This is a genomic window from Pseudoramibacter alactolyticus ATCC 23263 (genome assembly GCF_000185505.1).
GTDB classification, from domain to species: Bacteria; Bacillota; Clostridia; order Eubacteriales; family Eubacteriaceae; genus Pseudoramibacter; species Pseudoramibacter alactolyticus.
On record NZ_GL622359.1, the window covers coordinates 130240 to 148015 of the forward strand.

The window sequence follows — 17776 nt, forward strand, 5'->3', positions numbered from 1 at the left end:
GGGTTGTATCAAAACACATCCCCGAATCTTTTTGAAATGCAGTATCTGGAGAGAGGAATGAATCAGGAATATCATCGAAAAAAAGGGCAGGAAAACATCATGCGCATTGTTTTGATGGTGTGCGCTTCGGTGTCGATTCTCGGCATTGCACTCATCTGTGTTTTCCTGTTTGCGAACGGGATCCCCGGCATGGCCAAAATCGGTTTCGGGCATTTCCTCGGCGGCACGGTTTGGCGCCCGGGCAACAACCTTTACGGCATCTTGCCAATGATTTTGGCCAGCATCTGCGTCACGGCCGGCGCGATCGTTATCGGGGTGCCGATCGGCCTTTTAACGGCGATTTTCATGGCATGTTTCTGCCCGAAGCGGCTGTATCGGTTTTTAAAGCCCGGGGTTGATTTGCTGGCGGGGATTCCCTCGGTGGTTTACGGCTTTTTTGGGCTGCAGGTGGTGGTGCCGATTATCCGCAGCACCGCCGGCGGGGCAGGCGCCTGCATGCTGGCAGCCTGCATAATCCTCGGCGTGATGATCCTGCCGACGATCATCGCGATGAGCGAAGCGGCGATCCGAGCGGTGCCGCCTGCGTATTACGAGGGATCGCTGGGTCTTGGCGCGACGCCGGAACGCTCCGTGTTTAAAGTGGTGGTGCCCGCGGCACGCTCCGGCATTTTTGCCGGGGTCATTCTTGGCGTGGGGCGGGCCATTGGGGAAACCATGGCGGTTATCATGGTGGCCGGCAATCAGGCGGTGATTCCGGGCGGTCTCTTTATGGGACTGCGCACGATGACGGCCAATATTGTTTTGGAAATGGGTTATGCCAGCGGACTGCACCGGGAGGCGCTCATTGCCACGGCGGCGGTGCTCTTTGTATTTATCCTACTCATTAATCTGGGCTTTAACCTCTTGAAGAGAAGGGACGACAGGCGATGACGAATCGAAGCAAAAAAGAAGCCGGAATCCTCCGGGGGATGGTGTGGGCTGCGGCGGGCATCACGGCAGGCATTCTGATTTTTATCATTGCCTGTGTGGGAATCAAAGGGATTCCTCATCTCGGGCCGGCGCTGTTCGCACGACACTACACCTCGAAAAATGTTTCGCTGTTTCCGGCGCTGGTCAACACCGTGATCATGACAGGGCTGTCGCTGATTATCGCGGTGCCGCTCGGCATCGGCGCGGCCATCTATCTGGTGGAATACGCGAAGAAGAACAGCCGGCTGGTGGCCGTGGTGCGCCTGACATCGGAGACGCTGACGGGGATTCCCTCCATCGTGTACGGCATTTTCGGGATGCTCTTGTTTGTGACGCGGCTGCACTGGGGATATTCGATGCTCGCCGGGGCCTGCACCCTGGCACTGATGATTCTGCCGGTGGTCATGCGCGCGAGCGAAGAGGCGCTCACTGCCGTGCCGGACAGCTACCGCGAAGGGAGCTTCGGCCTGGGGGCGGGCAAACTGCGGACGGTGTTTCACATCGTGTTGCCCGCCGCGGCACCGGGCATTTTTGCCGGGATTGTTCTGGGCGTCGGGCGCATCGTCGGGGAAACGGCCGCACTCATTTACACCGCAGGCACCGTGGCGCAGATCCCGGCCGGCGTGATGGGCAGCGGGCGAACACTGGCCGTCCACCTTTACGCACTTTGGACGGAAGGGATGCATGTCGATTAGTCCTATGCGACAGCGGCCGTGCTGCTCGTCATGGTCATCCTGCTGAATTTGATTTCGTCAAAAATCTCGGCACGCATCGCGAGGCAGACAAAGGAGACAAGATAAATGAACGACAAACGATCGCCATCCAAAATGGAAGCAAAGGATCTGGATTTGTATTACGGCGATTTTCAGGCGCTGAAAAAGATTAATCTGGCGATGCCGGAGCACCGGATCACCGCTTTTATCGGGTCGTCCGGCTGCGGCAAATCCACCTTCATTAAAAGCCTGAACCGCATGAACGATCTGGTGGCGGAATGCCGCATTGCGGGCAGGGTGACCCTCGACGGAGAGGATATTTATGACGGGATGGATGTGAGCTGCCTGCGCCGTCGGGTGGGGATAGTTTTTCAGAAGCCGAATCCCTTCCCGATGAGCATTTACGACAATGTGGCCTATGGCCCGCGGACTCACGGCGTGAAGAACAAGGCGGCGCTTAACGAAATCGTCGAGCGCTCGCTGAGTCGGGCGGCGATTTGGGATGAGGTGAAGGACCGGCTGGGGCGTTCGGCCCTGGGCCTTTCCGGCGGACAGCAGCAGCGGCTTTGCATCGCCAGAGCGCTGGCGGTGGCACCGGAGGTGCTTCTGATGGACGAGCCCACGTCGGCCCTCGATCCCATCGCCACATCCAAAATCGAAGAGCTTGCTACGACGCTCAAAGATCAGTATACTATTGTTATTGTGACCCACAGCATGCAGCAGGCAACGCGCATTTCGGACAAGACGGCTTTTTTCCTGATGGGCGAAGTGGTGGAATACGGCGATACGGAGCAGGTGTTTTCGCTGCCGAAGGACAAGCGGACAGAGGATTATATCACGGGGAGGTTTGGCTGATGCGCCATCAATTTGACCGGGAACTGGAAACCCTCAACAATCAGATAATTCAGATGGGCGCCTTGTGCGAGCATGTGATCACGAAAGCGGTGAAGGTGGTGCAGGGGCATGACGGCACCGCCGCGCAGGAAGCCTTGGCTGAGGATGCCGACATCGATCGGATGGAACGGGACATCGAGCGGCAGTGTCTGTCGCTTTTGCTCTCCCAGCAGCCGGTGGCAAAGGATCTGCGGATGATCTCTTCGGCGCTGAAGATGATCACGGACATGGAACGCATCGGCGATCAAGCGACGGATATTTCGGAGATCGCCATGCAAAGCGATTTGTCCCGGACGGCCCGCCAGACTCATATCGAAGCCATGGGCAAGGCGGTAACCGGGATGGTGCGCGGGGCAGTGGATGCCTATGTGCGCCGGGATGCGGCGCTGGCCGTGGCCACCGCGGCGCAGGACGATGTGGTCGATGCGCAGTTCACCGCGATTCAACAGGAGCTGATCGCCTTAATCGAGGAGAAAGCTATCGATGGCGCGATGGCGCTTGATGTGCTCATGGTGGCGAAATATTTGGAGCGTATCGGCGATCACGCCTGCAATATTGCCGAGTGGGTGCGCTTTGCCGTCACCGGAAAGCACGAGAAACTCGGATGAAGATTTACTGCGTGGAGGATGACGACAGCATCCGCGAACTCATTGTCTATACCTTGAACCGTTCAGAGCACAACGTCGAGGGCTTTGCCGCCGCGGGGCCTTTTTGGCAGGCCCTGCAGGCCGGGACGCTGCCGGATCTGGTGCTGCTTGATATCATGCTGCCGGGGGAAGACGGGATTGCCGTTTTGAAAAAGCTGCGCGCGCAGGGACGGACCCGGGAGATTCCGGTGATTATGCTGACGGCGAAAAACGCCGAGGTCGACAAGGTGATGGGGCTGGACGCCGGGGCCGATGACTATATGACCAAGCCCTTTGGTATGATGGAACTGCTTTCCCGCATTCGTGCCGTGGGGCGGCGGACCATGCGGGCGCCGGCATCAACGTTTTCGGCGGGGCCCATCACGATGGATGTCCGGGCGCACAGGGTTTGTGTGGCCGGAAAGGCCGTCGCGCTGACCCTCAAAGAATACAATCTGCTGGCCCTGCTCCTGGCGGGGGCCGGCACGGTGCTGACCCGGGACGCCTTGCTGACCAAAATCTGGGGCTACGACTTCGACGGGGAAACCCGGACCGTGGATGTGCACATCCGGACGCTGCGCCAGAAGCTGGGTGACGCGGGAAAAATGATTGAGACGGTGCACGGTGTCGGCTATCGCATTGGCAAGGGAACGGAAGCGATTGGAGAAGGTTCGGAGCAACGATGAAGAGGAAGATTTTTCGCAGTCTTTTTGTGACGGCGTTAACGGTGCTGGTGTTAACCGTGGCGATTATTCTGCCGCTGCTTTCCAGACAGATGGCGGCTGAAAAACATCGGATGCTGCGCGAAGAAGCCCGTGTGATGGCCCAGGCGCTTGACGTGCGTTCCAGCGGCGCCGAGACGGCTTTTTTGAAGCAGGCCGGAAAGACGAGCGACACACGCATCACGTTGGTGCGGCCGGACGGCAGGGTGCTCTACGATTCTTATGTATCCGCTGCGGCACTGGGCAATCATAAAGGTCGCCCGGAGATTAAAGCGGCGCTTCAAAAGGGCAGCGGCTCGGCCTCGCGGCTGTCGGCCACCCTGTCGGAGTCGACCGATTATTATGCACGGCGCCTTTCGGATGGACGGGTGCTGCGCCTGGCAGACACCAGAATGAACATGCTGGGGATCTTCGGCAGTGCGGCATCGATCATCGCCTTCTTGCTGATGATCGTGGCGGTGGGCGCCTTTGTCGTCTCCGACAGGGTGTCGGCCGCTATTCTGCGGCCCATCGATCATTTGGATCTGGATCATCCGCTGGCGGGTGCCTCCTACGACGAGCTGTCGCCGCTGCTGATGCGTCTGGACCGGCAACATGCGCAGATCGAGCGGCAGATGGCTGAGCTCGCCGAGCGGCAGCGAGAGTTTGAGATCATTGCCGACACCATGAGCGAGGGGCTCATCATCATCGATCACGCCGGGCACATTCTGTCGATCAATCAGGCGGCGCTGCGCCACGGACAGATGACGCGTCCGAATCCATCTTATCTGACGTTCAGCCGGGATCCGGATTATCTGGCCGGCGTTCGGGCGGGACTGGCCGGCCGGCGGGAAGAGCGCACCATGGCGCAGGGTGGCCGCATTTATCGGCTTTTGGCCAGCCCGGTGCAGGTGGGCGAGGGGAATTACGGCGTGGCTCTGTTCATCTCGGACGTGACGGATCAGCGCGCGGCTGAGCGGCAGCGCCGGGATTTCACCGCCAATGTGTCCCACGAGCTCAAAACGCCGCTGACGGCGATTATGGGCTATGCGGAGATCATTGAGGGCGGCATTGCAGAGCCGGAGGACATTGCTGCTTTTGCCGGCAAGATCACCGGGGAAGCCCGCCGCCTGCTAAAGCTCATCGGCGATATCATCCGTCTGACCCAGCTGGATGAGACGGCCGTGGATGAAGTGACGGTGCCGGTGGATTTGAAGGCGCTGGCCGAGCAGGTGTGCGCCGATCTGTCCGAGAAGGCGGCAGCGCGGGAGGTGAGCCTTACGGTCTCCGGAGAACATGTGCGGATAACGGGTCTTTCGACCATACTCTACGAGATGGTTTATAACCTGGCGGACAACGCCGTGACCTATAACCGGCCGGGGGGGACGGTCGTTATGGAAGCGGTCCGGGAGAAAGCCGGCGCGCGGCTGACTGTGACAGACACGGGCATTGGCATTGCAGAAGCCGACCGCCCGCGGATCTTCGAGCGGTTTTACCGCGTGGATAAGAGCCGCAGCAAGGCGACCGGCGGCACCGGACTTGGGCTGTCGATTGTTAAGCACGGCGCGATGATGCACCGGGCCCGAATCGAAGTGACGAGCACCGTCGGGAAGGGTTCGCGCTTTGTCATTCACTTTCCGGATCATTCATTGAGATGAAAAAGAGGCAGCAATGCCTCTTTTTTCATGCGGTTTCAATGGACGGTTCATCGGCGTGAAATTAACGCAAACAGCTAAACTTTTTTGTCAAAGTGTTGTCATGCCAACGGACGAGGGTGCTATAATGTGCCTATAATAGGCGCTGAGCGGTCCGACCAAAGTTTGCACGGCGGCGGCCGGCCGCAATTTGTGTTTTGATTGGCATTGGATCAGAGAAGGAGGCACTATGGGTTTTCGTGCTGGACGCGCCCAGATGGACGCGTTGTTTAACGCCTGGCAGGCCGAGGGGTTTACGGTGGTCGCGCCGAAGCTTTTCGCCGGGACGGGGCGGTTTTCCGAGACGGATATCGTGCGCTATGACACGGTGACGTCCATCGACGAAGTGGTTTTCGACCGCCGCGCCGATTATTCGTTTAAAGAGGCGTTCACACCGGTTCGTCAGACGTTGTTTTATTTTGCCGGAGAGTCCACCGCCGAGGCGGAATCTCCCAGAAAAGGCGGTGCGGTGATTTTTTTGCGCAACTGCGATCGCTGTGCCCTCGAAGTGCTGGACGATATGTACCTGAAAAACGGCGAGGAAGATTTTTATTACAAGCGCCTGCGAGAGCACTGCCGCTTTGTGGTGATGGGCTGCGACCACAGCTTCGAGGATTGTTTTTGCGTTTCTATGGGGACCAATGTGGCCCCGGATTACGACATGGCCGTCGACCCGGCGGGGGATGATTTCCTGCTCGATGTGAAGGATCCGGGCTGGCAGGGCATCCTCGCCGGCATCGGCGCACCGGAACAGCCGGTGACGCCGCAGACAGTGAGCGAAAACGCGGTGCAGGTGGCCCTGCCGGAGGCGATTCCCGACCGGGCGGCCCTTTGTGCCTCGGACATCTGGAAGGAATACGACGAGCGCTGCATCGCCTGCGGGCGCTGCACCCTGGTGTGCCCCTCCTGCACCTGCTTCACCATGCAGGATCTGTTTTATGACGACGCGGGGCGCATCGGCGAACGGCGCCGGGTGCAGGCCTCCTGCATGATCGACGGCTATACCGATGTGGCCGGCGGCGGCAGCTACCGCCAGAAAAACGGCGCGCGGATGCGCTTTAAAGCGCTGCACAAGGTGTATGACCACCGGGCGCGCTTCGGCCGCAACATGTGTGTGGGCTGCGGGCGCTGCACGGCCATCTGCCCGGAATACATCGACTTCGCGGTGATCCTCAACAAGGTGGACGGCGAGGTGCGCACCCGGGGAGGAGGCCAGGCATGAACACCTATATTCCCTTTGCGTCGACGGTGACGGCGGTTATTCCCCATACCGATATTGAATACACCTTCCGGCTGAGCTATGATGGGCCGGTGCGCCCGGGACAGTTTTTTGAAGTGTCCGTGCCGAAATTCGGCGAGGCGCCGATCTCCGTGTCGGGCATCGGCAAAGATTTCGTGGATCTAACGATCCGTCGGGTCGGCGTGGTAACCGACGAGGTGTTTGAGCGCTATGTCGGGGATACCCTGCTGCTGCGCGGGCCCTATGGCAACGGCTTCGACGTCGATCTTTATAAGGGCAAGGATATCGTGGTGGTCGCCGGAGGGACGGGGCTGTCGCCGGTGCGTGGCGTCGTGGATTATTTCGCGACCCACCCTGAAGATTGTCGCTCGCTGACGCTGATCGTCGGGTTCAAATCGCCGGACGATATTCTCTTCCGGGACGACCTGACCCGCTGGGAAAAAACGGCGAAGGTCATTCTTACCACCGACAGCAACAATGGCGACGATAGTTACCGTCAGGGTTTTGTGACCGAATACATTCCGAAGCTCGCCCTTCGCGACCCGGCGGACACCGTGGCCATCGTGGTCGGACCACCGCCGATGATGCGCTTTTCAGCGGCCGGTCTTTTAGAACTCGGCATTCCCGAGACGGGTATCTGGGTGTCTCAGGAGCGCAAAATGTGCTGCGGCCTGGGCAAGTGCGGGCATTGCCGCATCGGCGATAAATATGTCTGTCTCGACGGTCCGGTGTTTAATTACACCGAGAGCAAGGGCTTAATCGATTAAGGAGGACGCTGTGGATATCAACACCAAAAAAGTCAGAAAGAACGCCTTCCGCGTGACCAAGGTCCGGGGGGTGGCAGCGTCCCGCGTGCGGGTGCCCGGCGGGGTCATCGACGCGACGACCCTTGGCATTGTCAAGGATATTGCCGAAAAATACGGCGACGGCCAGATTTTCATCACCAACCGCCAGGGCTTCGAGCTTTCGGGCATTCCCTACGACAAAATGCCCGAGGTCAACCGCGCGCTGCAGCCGGTGATTGACCGGCTGGGCATCAATCAGAGCGAACCCGGCGTGGGCTACGATTCTTCCGGAACGCGCAATATCATCGCCTGCATCGGCAATCGGGTCTGTCCCTACGCCAATTACACCACCACCGACCTGGCCCGCCGGGTGGAAAAGGCGATTTTCCCCAACGATCTGCACGTGAAGGTGGCTTTCACCGGCTGCCACAACGACTGTGCCAAGGTGCGCATGCACGATTTCGGCGTCATGGGGATGACGCTGCCCCAGTTTGACGCCAGTCGCTGTGTGTCCTGCCAGGCCTGTGTGAAGCGCTGCCGTAAAAAATCAACCGGGGCGTTAAGCTTTGATCATTTCACCCCGGTGCGCAACCACGAAAAATGCATCGGCTGCGGCGAATGCGTGCTGGCCTGCCCGACCCGCGCCTGGACCCGCAGCGACAAGCGTTATTACAGACTGACCCTCTTCGGCCGCACGGGCAAGAAGAATCCGCGCCTGGGCCAGAACTTTATCAAGTGGGTGGACGAGGACAGCATCGTTAAGATCATCGAAAACACCTATGTCTACGCGAAAAAATACATCGATCCCGAAGCGCCGGCCGGCAAGGAACACATCGGCTATATTGTGGATCGCACCGGCTTCGATGAATACCTGAAGTGGGCGCTTTCCGGCGTGACGCTACCGGATCAGGCCGAGATCAACCGCCGGCTGTATTGGAGCGGCATTCACTACGGCACCGATCAGGATTAAGATCCTCACACCGATGCGCTCAAGACGAAGGCAGGTCCTTCGTCTTTTTTGATGGGCGGCGGCCGCATTGACAAGCGCGCCGTTTTCGGGTACAGTCAAACGACGAACCGGACGAAAACAATCATTGAGAAAGGAAGCATGGCATGATTTTAGCGGTGTGTATTGACGACGGCGGCGGGCTGCGGTTTAATCACCGACGTCAGAGCCGCGACGCGGGTCTGATGGCCCGGCTGGTTGAAAAATTTCCCGGGGCGGATTTTTATGCCGCGCCGGATTCGGCCGTCCTTTTCGAAAACAGCGGTTTGCCGGCGGCGCGCCTGCACCTGGCGGCAGATTTTCTCGCCGCGGCCGGCCCCGGGGACGTGGCCTTTGCGGAGGACGGCCCCCTGGCGCCCTGGGCTGAAAAGGCCGAGGGTTTGGTGATTTACCATTGGAACCGTCGCTATCCCTCGGATGTGACGCTGGATATCGATCTCGGGGCGTGGCGGCTGGCCGGCCGGGAGGATTTTGCCGGCACCTCCCACGAGACCATCACTGAGGAGGTTTATACCAGGTGAGGACAGAAACCAAAAACAGGCGCCAAAAGGCTGCGGCTCTGGGGCTGTTATCGTTGCTGCTGGCGGCGGCGCTGGTCCTTGGCGGCTGCGCGCTGAAAGACGGTACGGCACAGGATCCATCGGCATTGGCAAAAAAGATCGCGGCAAACACGGCGGATCTGGCCAAGATCCCAGCGTATCGCGGCGATGCTTATGTTGCCATCAACAATAACGAGCCGACCTTCGCCGATTCGGCGCTGAACACCAAAAGTTTTGAGACTTACAGCGCGCAGGATGCCTTCGGCCGCTGCGGCACGGCCGCGGCCAATATCAGCCGGGCGACGATGCCCAAAGCCGGCGAGCGGCGCGGCGATATCAGCGCGGTGCGCCCCACCGGCTGGCACAACGCGGCCTATAGTTTTGTGGATGGCAGGATGCTTTACAACCGCTGCCATCTGATCGGTTATCAGCTGACGGCGGAAAACGCCAACCCGCGCAACCTCATCACCGGGACCCGCTATCTGAATGTGGAGGGGATGCTTCCCTTCGAGAACCTGGTGGCCGATTATGTGAAGGAGACGGGCAACCACGTGCTCTACCGGGTCACGCCGATTTTCGACGGCAATAATCTGGTGGCGAGCGGCGTTCAGATGGAGGCTCAATCGGTGGAGGACAAGGGTGAAGGTATTTCGTTTAATGTTTATTGCTACAATGTGCAGCCCGGCGTGAAGATTGACTACAGCACCGGCTACAGCACCCGGGACACGAGCCAGCCCACGGATGCCGAGGCGATTAAGAAAAGCGCATCCGCAGGCAGCCAGACATCTTCCCGGCACAGTCAGAACAGCACGGCAACCACGGCGACTTATGTGCTTAATGTGCGGGCTCATAAATTTCACCGGCAAAACTGCACGGCGGTCTCCCATATGGCCGAAAGAAATAAACAGACTTATACCGGCAAACGGGCCGATCTGATCCGCCGGGGATACAGCCCCTGCGCGATCTGCAATCCGTGAGTGCGCGTTTAGCTATGGATGAACACAAAGAAAGAAGGCGGGGATGAAAAAAGTTTTAGGCATTGACACCGGCGGTACCTTCACCGACGCGGTGCTGTGGGATCCGCAGGCGGCTGCGGTGCTGGACAAGGCCAAGGCGCCGACCACCCATGACGACCTGAAAATCGGCATTGGGGCGAGCATTGACGGGCTCGAGCTCGCGGATCCGGCGGTCATCGACCGGGTGGTGCTCTCCACCACGCTGGCGACCAACGCCATCGTGGAAGGCCAGGGCCGGCCGACCGGGCTCATCCTCATCGGCGGGAAACCCAAGGGCGATGTTCCCGCGGCGGCCGTCGAGCATATTACCGGCAAAATTAACATCAAGGGACGGGAAGTCATGTCCCTGGTGCCTGAGGAGGTAACGGCAGCCGTGGCCAGCCTGGCGCCCCGGGTGGAGGCCATGGCCGTCTCCGGGATGATGAGCGTGCGCAACAGCGCCCAGGAGCTCGCGGTAAAAGCGGCGGTGCGGGCCGTTTCGGATATGCCGGTGGTCTGCGGGCACGAGCTTTCCACCAAGCTGGGCTACACCGACCGAACGGTCACGGCGGTGCTCAACGCGAGCCTGATCCCCATCATTGCCGGGTTTGTGACGGCAGTCACCCGCACGTTGGCGGATAAGGCGATTGCGGCGCCGGTGTTTATCGTCAAGGGCGACGGCTCCCTGGCGAGCCTCGATTTTATCCGGGAGAAGCCCATCGAGACCATCCTTTCCGGACCGGCGGCGAGCATTCTCGGCGCGCTGGCGCTGGCGGGCACGGCCGACGGCATCGTAGTGGATATGGGCGGCACGACCACGGATACCGGCGTGGTGCAGAACAATACCCTGACCCTTTCGCCGGTGGGGGCGAAGGTGGGCAGCTGGCAAACCCAGGTGGATTCGGCCAAGCTCGCGACCTATGGCCTCGGCGGGGACACGGCCATCACTCCAGGGATGTGCGGCCCGAAGCTGACCACCCATCGGGTGCTGCCGGCATGCCGCGGCGGCGCAGGGAATCTGACTCCCACCGATTTGCTCTGCGCCCGGGGACAGCTTGACCGCTGGGATGCAGCCCCGGTGCAGGCGGCGCTCCAAAGGCAGGCCGAGGCCTGCGGGATGGATGCGCTGGCCTATGCCAAGCGGGCGGAGGCGCTGGTGCTGTCGACCATTGCGGATCCGATTCTTTCGGTCTATGAAAAAGACGTTCCGCCCGAGATGCCGGTGGTGGCCACCGGCGCACCGGCGGGGACCTGGTATGCGGCGCTGGCCGACGCGGGGAAAACCGATCGCCGGGTGATGGTGCCCGAGCATTATGAGGTGGCGAATGCCGTGGGCGCGGCGACGGCGGCGGTGGCCGAGCGGGTGGATGCGCTGGTGCGTCCGGACGAGGCCAATGACGGCTTTGCGGCCTATATCGACGGGGATTCGGCCTATTTTAAAGTGAAGACCGACGCCGTGGCCTATGCCGAGGCCAAGGCGTTGGATCGGGTGCGGGCCAAGGCCGAGCGCCAGGGCAGCGCGGAAATTACCGCTCAGGTGCATAGCGAGGAAATCACCCGCAAAGTCGGCTGGCGCATGGTTTATGTGGAGACCCGGGTGAAGGCGGTGGCCCGGGCGGGACACCTCAAACTGGCCGAGGAGGCACAAGCCCCGGCCTTTGTGAAAAACTTTGATTAAAGGCGTATCCAATAAAAAACAGTCCAGCCACTTGACAGTCCTCGGGGCATTCATTAAAATAAGCATATTAAAGCTTTAATGGGCCCCTTGAGGGGTGCAATCACAAACAAATAAACACAAACCATAACGGGAGCGCCCATGTTTTGGGCTGAGAAGTGGCTATTGAGCACACGATCCTTAATCACCTGATCAGCGTTGTGGCTGCGGAGGGAGCAATGGGACTTTTTTGGCACATTGGCTCCGGCAGATGTGTTTTTTTGTTGGCCGGTCTTCTAATTTTTTTCGGCAACAAGCAGTGAAAAAGGAGCCACGATGTTAAGTGATACAAAAATTTCGGAAGCCATATTGACGACCTATACCGATCGTTTCAAACAGATGCTTTCCAGCGATGCTGTGATTGTTGGCGGCGGTCCGTCCGGTTTGATCGCCGCTTATTATCTGGGAAAGGCCGGGGTCAAAACTACCCTTTTGGACCGCAGGCTCAGCGTCGGCGGCGGCATGTGGGGCGGCGGCATGATGATGAATCAGATCGTTGTTCAGAAAAGCGTCCTGCCTATTTTGGAGGAGATGGGCATTGCCTGCAAGGCTTATGATGCAGAGCACTATACCGTCAGTTCGGTGGCATGCATTTCCGGTCTGATCTTTCGAGCGGCGCAGTCCGGCGCGACCATTATGAACCTGGTGACGATGGAGGATGCCGTTGTGCGGGAAGGGCGGCTGGAGGGCCTGGTGATCAACTGGTCGACGGTTGAAATGGCCCATCTGATGGTGGATCCGCTGATGATGGATGCCCGGGTTGTCCTCGATGCGACGGGACATGACGCCGCGCTGGTGACTAAATTGGTTGAACGGATGGGGCCGGTGCTCAATACGCCCAGCGGCGGCCTTGAAGGGGAGAAGCCCATGTGGGCAGACCACGGCGAGAAACAGGTGGTGGCCAATACCCGGGAGGTTTATCCGGGACTTTATGTCAGCGGAATGGCGGCCAACGCCACATTCGGCGGGCAGCGCATGGGACCGGTGTTCGGCGGGATGCTGCTCTCCGGGAAAAAGGCGGCCGAGGCCATGCTTCGCCGGCTTGCGCAGTAACGGACGAAGGCGGCGCCGAGGTGTGCTTCGGCGCCGCCGGGTCTTTAAACGAAAAAATGAAAAAAAGCCTTGCATTTTAAAACACCAGCGGTTATACTATCAAAGTACTGAAAAAACACGGGCCATTAGCTCAGTTGGCTAGAGCACCTGACTCTTAATCAGGGTGTCCAGGGTTCGAGTCCCTGATGGCCCACCATGTGATGCACGCACAATACCGCCGTTTTAGGCGGTTTTTTTATGCCCGATTTTATTTTTGACTGCGGATATTTTGCACGGTCCCCATGGGTCGGGCTATGTTTGATGTGACTTTTAATGTCGCCCGGCAGGATAAAAATACGGCTGAGCCCTTAAAGAAAGGCGATATGCTAAAGAAAGGGTTGATATCATTTAATATAAATTGGGAACAGGGAGGCAAACACGATGGAAAAAGGACAAGCCTTGCGCAGACGATTTTCGGAATATGGAATTTTACCAATACAGATTCTCTTTTTGTATGCAGAGCTTTGGCTGCTGCTCAAATGGGATGGTGCGGTTTATCAATCGGCGGCAAAGGCCAGCCTGGGTGCGGCGGCGAAATGCGTCGGCATTTTGTATTTATGCCTGGCCGTTTTTAATCTGATATGGTCATTGATCCACAGTGCACCAAGATACAAAGACCGCCTGATGGCCGGCATGGTGATCAACAAATATCTGGCGATTCCGTTTTATATCGGTATTTTTCTATGGGGATTTTTGGTATCGACGATGCTGTTTTTTGTCGGCGGTCCGCTCGGCCCGCTGTCCGGCGGCGCCATCATGGTATTTGATTATCTGATTCTGCTGTCGCTGATGCCTTACAGCCTCGGTTATCTCATTTGTAAACTTCGGAGCCGGGAACTGAGCGTCATCAAGTTTATTTTGCATCTTTTGCTGCAGGGGACGTTTTGTCTGGATGTGGTGGACACCATGTATTTAACGGCGATCGGCGAAGGCAAGTGGAAAAAAGCGGCGGTTGCGGTGGTCATGGGCATCATTCTGATTGTTTTGGGACTGCTTTTATATTTGAGCAAATGGACGTGATCCGCATTCGAAAGACAAGCCGTGCAATGGGAAACCGAAGGAAGGGAGAATCCGATTATGTTGAAGAAAGGCGTTGTCATTGTTATAATCGCATTGATCATTGCCCTGGGTGCGGTTGGATGCGGCAGGGGTGGGCGTCAAAGCCGGCAGAGACCGACCGAGACCAAGCCGTCGGCCAGTCGGGTGTATACGGCCGATTACGGCCGCTTTTCGATCCCGAAAGGCTGGAAAAAGGACGCCGGCCATTCGACCCCGGGCAAACCGTTTTTCGTTCCCGGCGATTACAAGGGCAATGGGGTCCCGAACAATATTTCGGTGACATGCGGACGCAATCATTACGCTAAGCGTCAGGCGGCCGAGTTCGGGAAGGCGATCATGGCGCAGCTGGCCGCACAGACACAGGGGCAGATCAATGGCCCGATCACGGCGTCAGGAAGCACCACCAAAAGCGGAGAAACCGTGCTTATATATCGCATATCGCAATCGGACCGCATCGGTACCCAATATTATATCGTGGGCGAACAGCGTTATGTGCTGATTTATGAGACCAATGTGGACGGTTCCGATGAATGTGATGCAGCCGCCCGGCATATGGTGAAAAGTTTTAAGTGGGCGCCGTAAGCGGCCTGAACATATCGGGCGGCAGCGAACGAAAGAAAAGCAGGCAGGCGGCCGTTCAGAATTTGCAGCAAAGCGATTTAAGCGCATAAGGGCATTCAAAATAAAAGGTCTGAATTTTTCATGATGCAAAATTCAGACCTTTTATTTTGGGACATCGGCTGCAGTCAAGAGAAAAAAGAGCTTTATTAGGTGAAATAAATAGGGACTTGCAAAAACGAGGACAAAGAATTATAATTTTAAGTAAAGAATTTATACTTTTAAACGCACCTGTTTCAGGGAAGGAGTTGTTATTTTATGATTAGTTTTTTTATCTGCTTGTTGATCCTGATTGCCAGTTATTTTACTTACGGCAAATTGGTGGACAAAACCTTCGGGCCGGACGATCGTGAGACGCCGGCCGTGGCCATTAATGATGGCGTTGATTACGTGGTGATGCCCGCGTGGAAGATGTTTTTGGTTCAATTGCTGAATATCGCGGGTCTGGGCCCGATTTTCGGGGCATTGCAGGGTGCGCTATGGGGACCCGTCGTTTTTCTCTGGATTACCTTTGGAACGGTGTTTGCCGGAGGGGTTCACGATTATTTCTCAGGGATGCTGTCCGAACGGAATGAGGGCAAATCGATTGCCGAAGTGACGGGGATTTATCTCGGCCACACCATGCAGCAGATCATGCGGTTTTTCTCCGTGATCCTTCTGATCATGGTCGGGACGGTTTTTGCGGTCGGCCCAGCCGGCTTAATTGTGGAACTGCTGGTAAAAAGAGGCGTCAGCGGGACCTTTGCCTCGACAACGGTGTGGCTGGCGATCATCTTTGCGTATTACTTTATTGCCACCTTTATTTCGATCGATAAAATCATCGGCAGAATTTACCCGATCTTTGGCATTTGCTTGATCATCATGGCCATCGGCGTTGCCATTGGGCTGCCGCTGAATGGCTATCATACGCCGGAATTGTGGAGCCATTTTTATAACATGCATCCGGCCGGCACGCCAATCTGGAGCTTTATGTTTATCACGGTTGCCTGCGGGGCGGTTTCCGGTTTCCATGCGACCCAGTCGCCGCTGATGGCCCGGTGTCTGAAGAGTGAAAAGCAGGGCCGCTTCGTGTTTTACGGCGCGATGGTGGCCGAAGGCATTATTGCCTTGATTTGGGCGTCGGCCGGTTGCTCGCTGTATAAGGTGACCGGCGGCCTGAACGTTGGCCTGGCGACCGCGCTGCAGGCCGGTCAATCGGCGGCGATCTATGACGTCTGCATCAAGACGATGGGATCGGCTGGCGTGATCCTGGCCATGATCGGCGTGGTGGTCTGCCCGATCACCTCCGGCGACACCGCTTTCCGTTCTGCAAGACTGACGCTTTCCGACTGGATCGGCATCAGCCAGAAGCGGGCCGTTGATCGCCTGAAACTGTGTATCCCTTGCTTTGCCGTCGGCGGTTTTCTCGGATTTGGGCAGTCCTTCGGCTTATTCTCCTATCAGGTGATCTGGCGTTATTTTTCATTCTCCAATCAGGCCTTGGCGATGCTGACGCTTTGGTGCGGCGCTTCCTTCTTGGCAAGAGAAAGGAAAAATTTCTGGATCGCGGCGGTTCCGGCGGCATTTATGTCGGCGGTGACGAGCACCTACTTTGTGATGGCACCGGAATGTTTGGGCTTGATTCCGTCTTTGGCGAACAACACGATGGTGGCTTATCCGGTGGGCATTATCTTCGCCGTTTTCTGCCTGACTTTGTTTATGCGCCATGTGAGAAGGATCAAACGCGAAAACGGCGCCGTTCAGTCTGCGTAAGCACGCGGAAAGACGGGGCATTCATTTGAAAACATGGGCACATCGGCCTTGATTCCGCTCTTTAATGGTTCGGGTTGGTCTCTCGATGCATTGGCGTTTTGGGTTTAATGAACGTCTGCGCGAAGAGACGGACCGCAGCGGAGGATCTTCTTTTAATGGGGTGTTGCCATCCATCAGGATGGCATCTAAAGCACCGGGGGAGATCCTCTTTTTGCAGAGGGCGTTTAACAATAGCATGGGGCACGGAGAATCAGCTTTTGAGGATTGGCGCAAAGCCCTGGCAGGCGAAGCGCGGTCATTTTTGGATTGCTGAACTTGTGACGAAGGAAAGAATGATCATGGGACTTATCAAACCGACTTTGATCGGAAAACGGCCGCTGGAAAGCGAGGCACTCAGGCAGGATCGCCGGAAATGTCTGAAAATCGGCCCCTGCGGCATCGGTGAGAAGGCTTTGTATCTGAACAGTTTTTTTATCGATCGGCGGTATTATGTCCGCTATGAGGATGTCGCGCGCGTATGGAAGCGCGTCGCCATGTCCAAAGGCGGCTTTACGGGGAAGGGTGTTTTCGGGTCGATGGCCTATTTTGTGGTGAAATTAAAAGACGGCCGGGAGATTCAATGCAATTTCAAACATGAGCAGAACGTGGATATTCTGCTCGCGCGCATGGCCAAGCATCATCCGGGCATCCCGACACAAAGCGAAGAGGCAGAACGGAAACTGCAGGCGGCGGAGCGGGAAGAAAGAAAAAAGTATCGCGAGCACCTGTCTGAATCGGCAGAAAAGGCCGTTGCTGACCTGAAAAGATGCCAGGAAGCATTGCAGATACAACCGGCGCTTTATGAGAGGCTTGCGGCCGCGGCCAGGCAGAAGCGGGTGATCGACAGTATCAGCTCGACGTATAAGGCCGTGGCGCTTGTGATTTTGCTGCTCGCGATGGGGGCGGTGGCCTTTGGCGTTTATGCTTTGATGCAGCACCGCGGCGTTGCGATTTATTTCGTGCTGTTTGGCATCGCATTTATGTTTACCATCATGGCTGCCGGCGTGCTCCCCACGGGACGGCGCAACAAGCGAACGGCAGCGAAAGAATACGAGATGGCCAAAAAGGCGTGCGAAGATTACGTCAATACGATCGATCATTTCCCCATTCCGGGGCATTATGCCCATCCTATCGTGCTGGAACGGATGATTCGTGCCATTCGCATGGGGCGATGCGAGACGGCGGCGGAGGCGTTTGAGATGGTGAAGGCGGATTTGAAGGCGCTGAACGATCAAGTGACGGTCTCCCAGAAAGAATACGATGAAGTTGTCGCGGTCAAGCCGCTTTTTCTGGTCATGGCTTATCAATAAAACGCATGGCGGACATAAGGAGATGATGTG

The 17776-nt window shown here is 57.5% G+C and carries 17 protein-coding genes and 1 tRNA gene; all 18 read left to right on the forward strand.

Going from position 1 to position 17776, the window contains the following annotated elements; genetic code table 11:
• Nucleotides 1–57 precede the first annotated feature (57 nt).
• The 18 genes from pstC (at nt 58) to HMPREF0721_RS00685 (ending at nt 17746) form a co-directional block, all read left to right on the forward strand.
• Nucleotides 58–930, forward strand: coding sequence for a phosphate ABC transporter permease subunit PstC (pstC, locus tag HMPREF0721_RS00600; protein WP_040639807.1), 873 nt, complete (start codon nt 58–60; stop codon nt 928–930).
• A complete protein-coding gene (gene pstA, locus HMPREF0721_RS00605; RefSeq protein WP_006597558.1) occupies nt 927–1664 on the forward strand; it encodes a phosphate ABC transporter permease PstA in 738 nt (245 codons plus the stop codon). The genes pstC and pstA overlap by 4 nt, the downstream gene beginning before the upstream one ends.
• 105 nt (nt 1665–1769) lie before the next feature.
• Nucleotides 1770–2537: a phosphate ABC transporter ATP-binding protein PstB gene (pstB, locus tag HMPREF0721_RS00610; RefSeq protein ID WP_006597559.1), complete on the forward strand. Its 768-nt coding sequence runs from the start codon at nt 1770–1772 to the stop codon at nt 2535–2537.
• Nucleotides 2537–3184: a phosphate signaling complex protein PhoU gene (gene phoU, locus HMPREF0721_RS00615; protein ID WP_006597560.1), complete on the forward strand. Its 648-nt coding sequence runs from the start codon at nt 2537–2539 to the stop codon at nt 3182–3184. The genes pstB and phoU overlap by 1 nt, the downstream gene beginning before the upstream one ends.
• Complete coding sequence (locus HMPREF0721_RS00620; RefSeq protein WP_006597561.1) at nt 3181–3888, forward strand: response regulator transcription factor; 708 nt, start codon at nt 3181–3183, stop codon at nt 3886–3888. Before phoU ends, HMPREF0721_RS00620 begins: the two co-directional genes overlap by 4 nt.
• On the forward strand, nt 3885–5561 hold the full coding sequence (locus tag HMPREF0721_RS00625) for a sensor histidine kinase (protein ID WP_006597562.1): 1677 nt from the start codon (nt 3885–3887) through the stop codon (nt 5559–5561). Before HMPREF0721_RS00620 ends, HMPREF0721_RS00625 begins: the two co-directional genes overlap by 4 nt.
• A gap of 226 nt (nt 5562–5787) precedes the next feature.
• Entirely contained in the window at nt 5788–6819 is a 1032-nt protein-coding gene (gene asrA, locus HMPREF0721_RS00630) for an anaerobic sulfite reductase subunit AsrA (RefSeq protein WP_006597563.1), read from the forward strand.
• On the forward strand, nt 6816–7604 hold the full coding sequence (gene asrB, locus HMPREF0721_RS00635; protein WP_006597564.1) for an anaerobic sulfite reductase subunit AsrB: 789 nt from the start codon (nt 6816–6818) through the stop codon (nt 7602–7604). Before asrA ends, asrB begins: the two co-directional genes overlap by 4 nt.
• 10 nt (nt 7605–7614) lie before the next feature.
• The gene (gene asrC / locus HMPREF0721_RS00640) at nt 7615–8592 is read left to right on the forward strand and encodes a sulfite reductase subunit C (protein ID WP_006597565.1); all 978 of its coding nucleotides are present in this window, start codon (nt 7615–7617) and stop codon (nt 8590–8592) included.
• A gap of 143 nt (nt 8593–8735) precedes the next feature.
• Nucleotides 8736–9149, forward strand: coding sequence for a hypothetical protein (locus HMPREF0721_RS00645; RefSeq protein ID WP_006597566.1), 414 nt, complete (start codon nt 8736–8738; stop codon nt 9147–9149).
• Nucleotides 9146–10144 (forward strand): DNA/RNA non-specific endonuclease, encoded by a 999-nt coding sequence (locus tag HMPREF0721_RS00650; protein WP_006597567.1) that lies wholly within the window; start codon nt 9146–9148, stop codon nt 10142–10144. Before HMPREF0721_RS00645 ends, HMPREF0721_RS00650 begins: the two co-directional genes overlap by 4 nt.
• 43 nt (nt 10145–10187) lie before the next feature.
• Nucleotides 10188–11840, forward strand: a complete 1653-nt coding sequence (locus HMPREF0721_RS00655; protein WP_006597568.1) for a hydantoinase/oxoprolinase family protein — start codon at nt 10188–10190, stop codon at nt 11838–11840.
• Between the two features lie 312 nt (nt 11841–12152).
• Complete coding sequence (locus HMPREF0721_RS00660; protein WP_006597570.1) at nt 12153–12929, forward strand: sulfide-dependent adenosine diphosphate thiazole synthase; 777 nt, start codon at nt 12153–12155, stop codon at nt 12927–12929.
• 119 nt (nt 12930–13048) lie between these two features.
• Nucleotides 13049–13125: transfer RNA gene (locus tag HMPREF0721_RS00665), tRNA-Lys, on the forward strand.
• A 224-nt stretch (nt 13126–13349) separates the two neighbouring features.
• Nucleotides 13350–13988 carry a DUF6652 family protein gene (locus HMPREF0721_RS00670; protein ID WP_006597571.1) on the forward strand — a complete coding sequence of 213 codons (639 nt, stop codon included), beginning with the start codon at nt 13350–13352 and terminating at the stop codon, nt 13986–13988.
• Nucleotides 13989–14045: 57 nt separating this feature from the next.
• The gene (locus tag HMPREF0721_RS00675; protein WP_040639808.1) at nt 14046–14609 is read left to right on the forward strand and encodes a hypothetical protein; all 564 of its coding nucleotides are present in this window, start codon (nt 14046–14048) and stop codon (nt 14607–14609) included.
• A 294-nt stretch (nt 14610–14903) separates the two neighbouring features.
• Complete coding sequence (locus tag HMPREF0721_RS00680) at nt 14904–16397, forward strand: carbon starvation CstA family protein (RefSeq protein WP_006597573.1); 1494 nt, start codon at nt 14904–14906, stop codon at nt 16395–16397.
• A gap of 257 nt (nt 16398–16654) precedes the next feature.
• A complete protein-coding gene (locus HMPREF0721_RS00685) occupies nt 16655–17746 on the forward strand; it encodes a hypothetical protein (RefSeq protein ID WP_006597575.1) in 1092 nt (363 codons plus the stop codon).
• Nucleotides 17747–17776 lie beyond the last annotated feature (30 nt).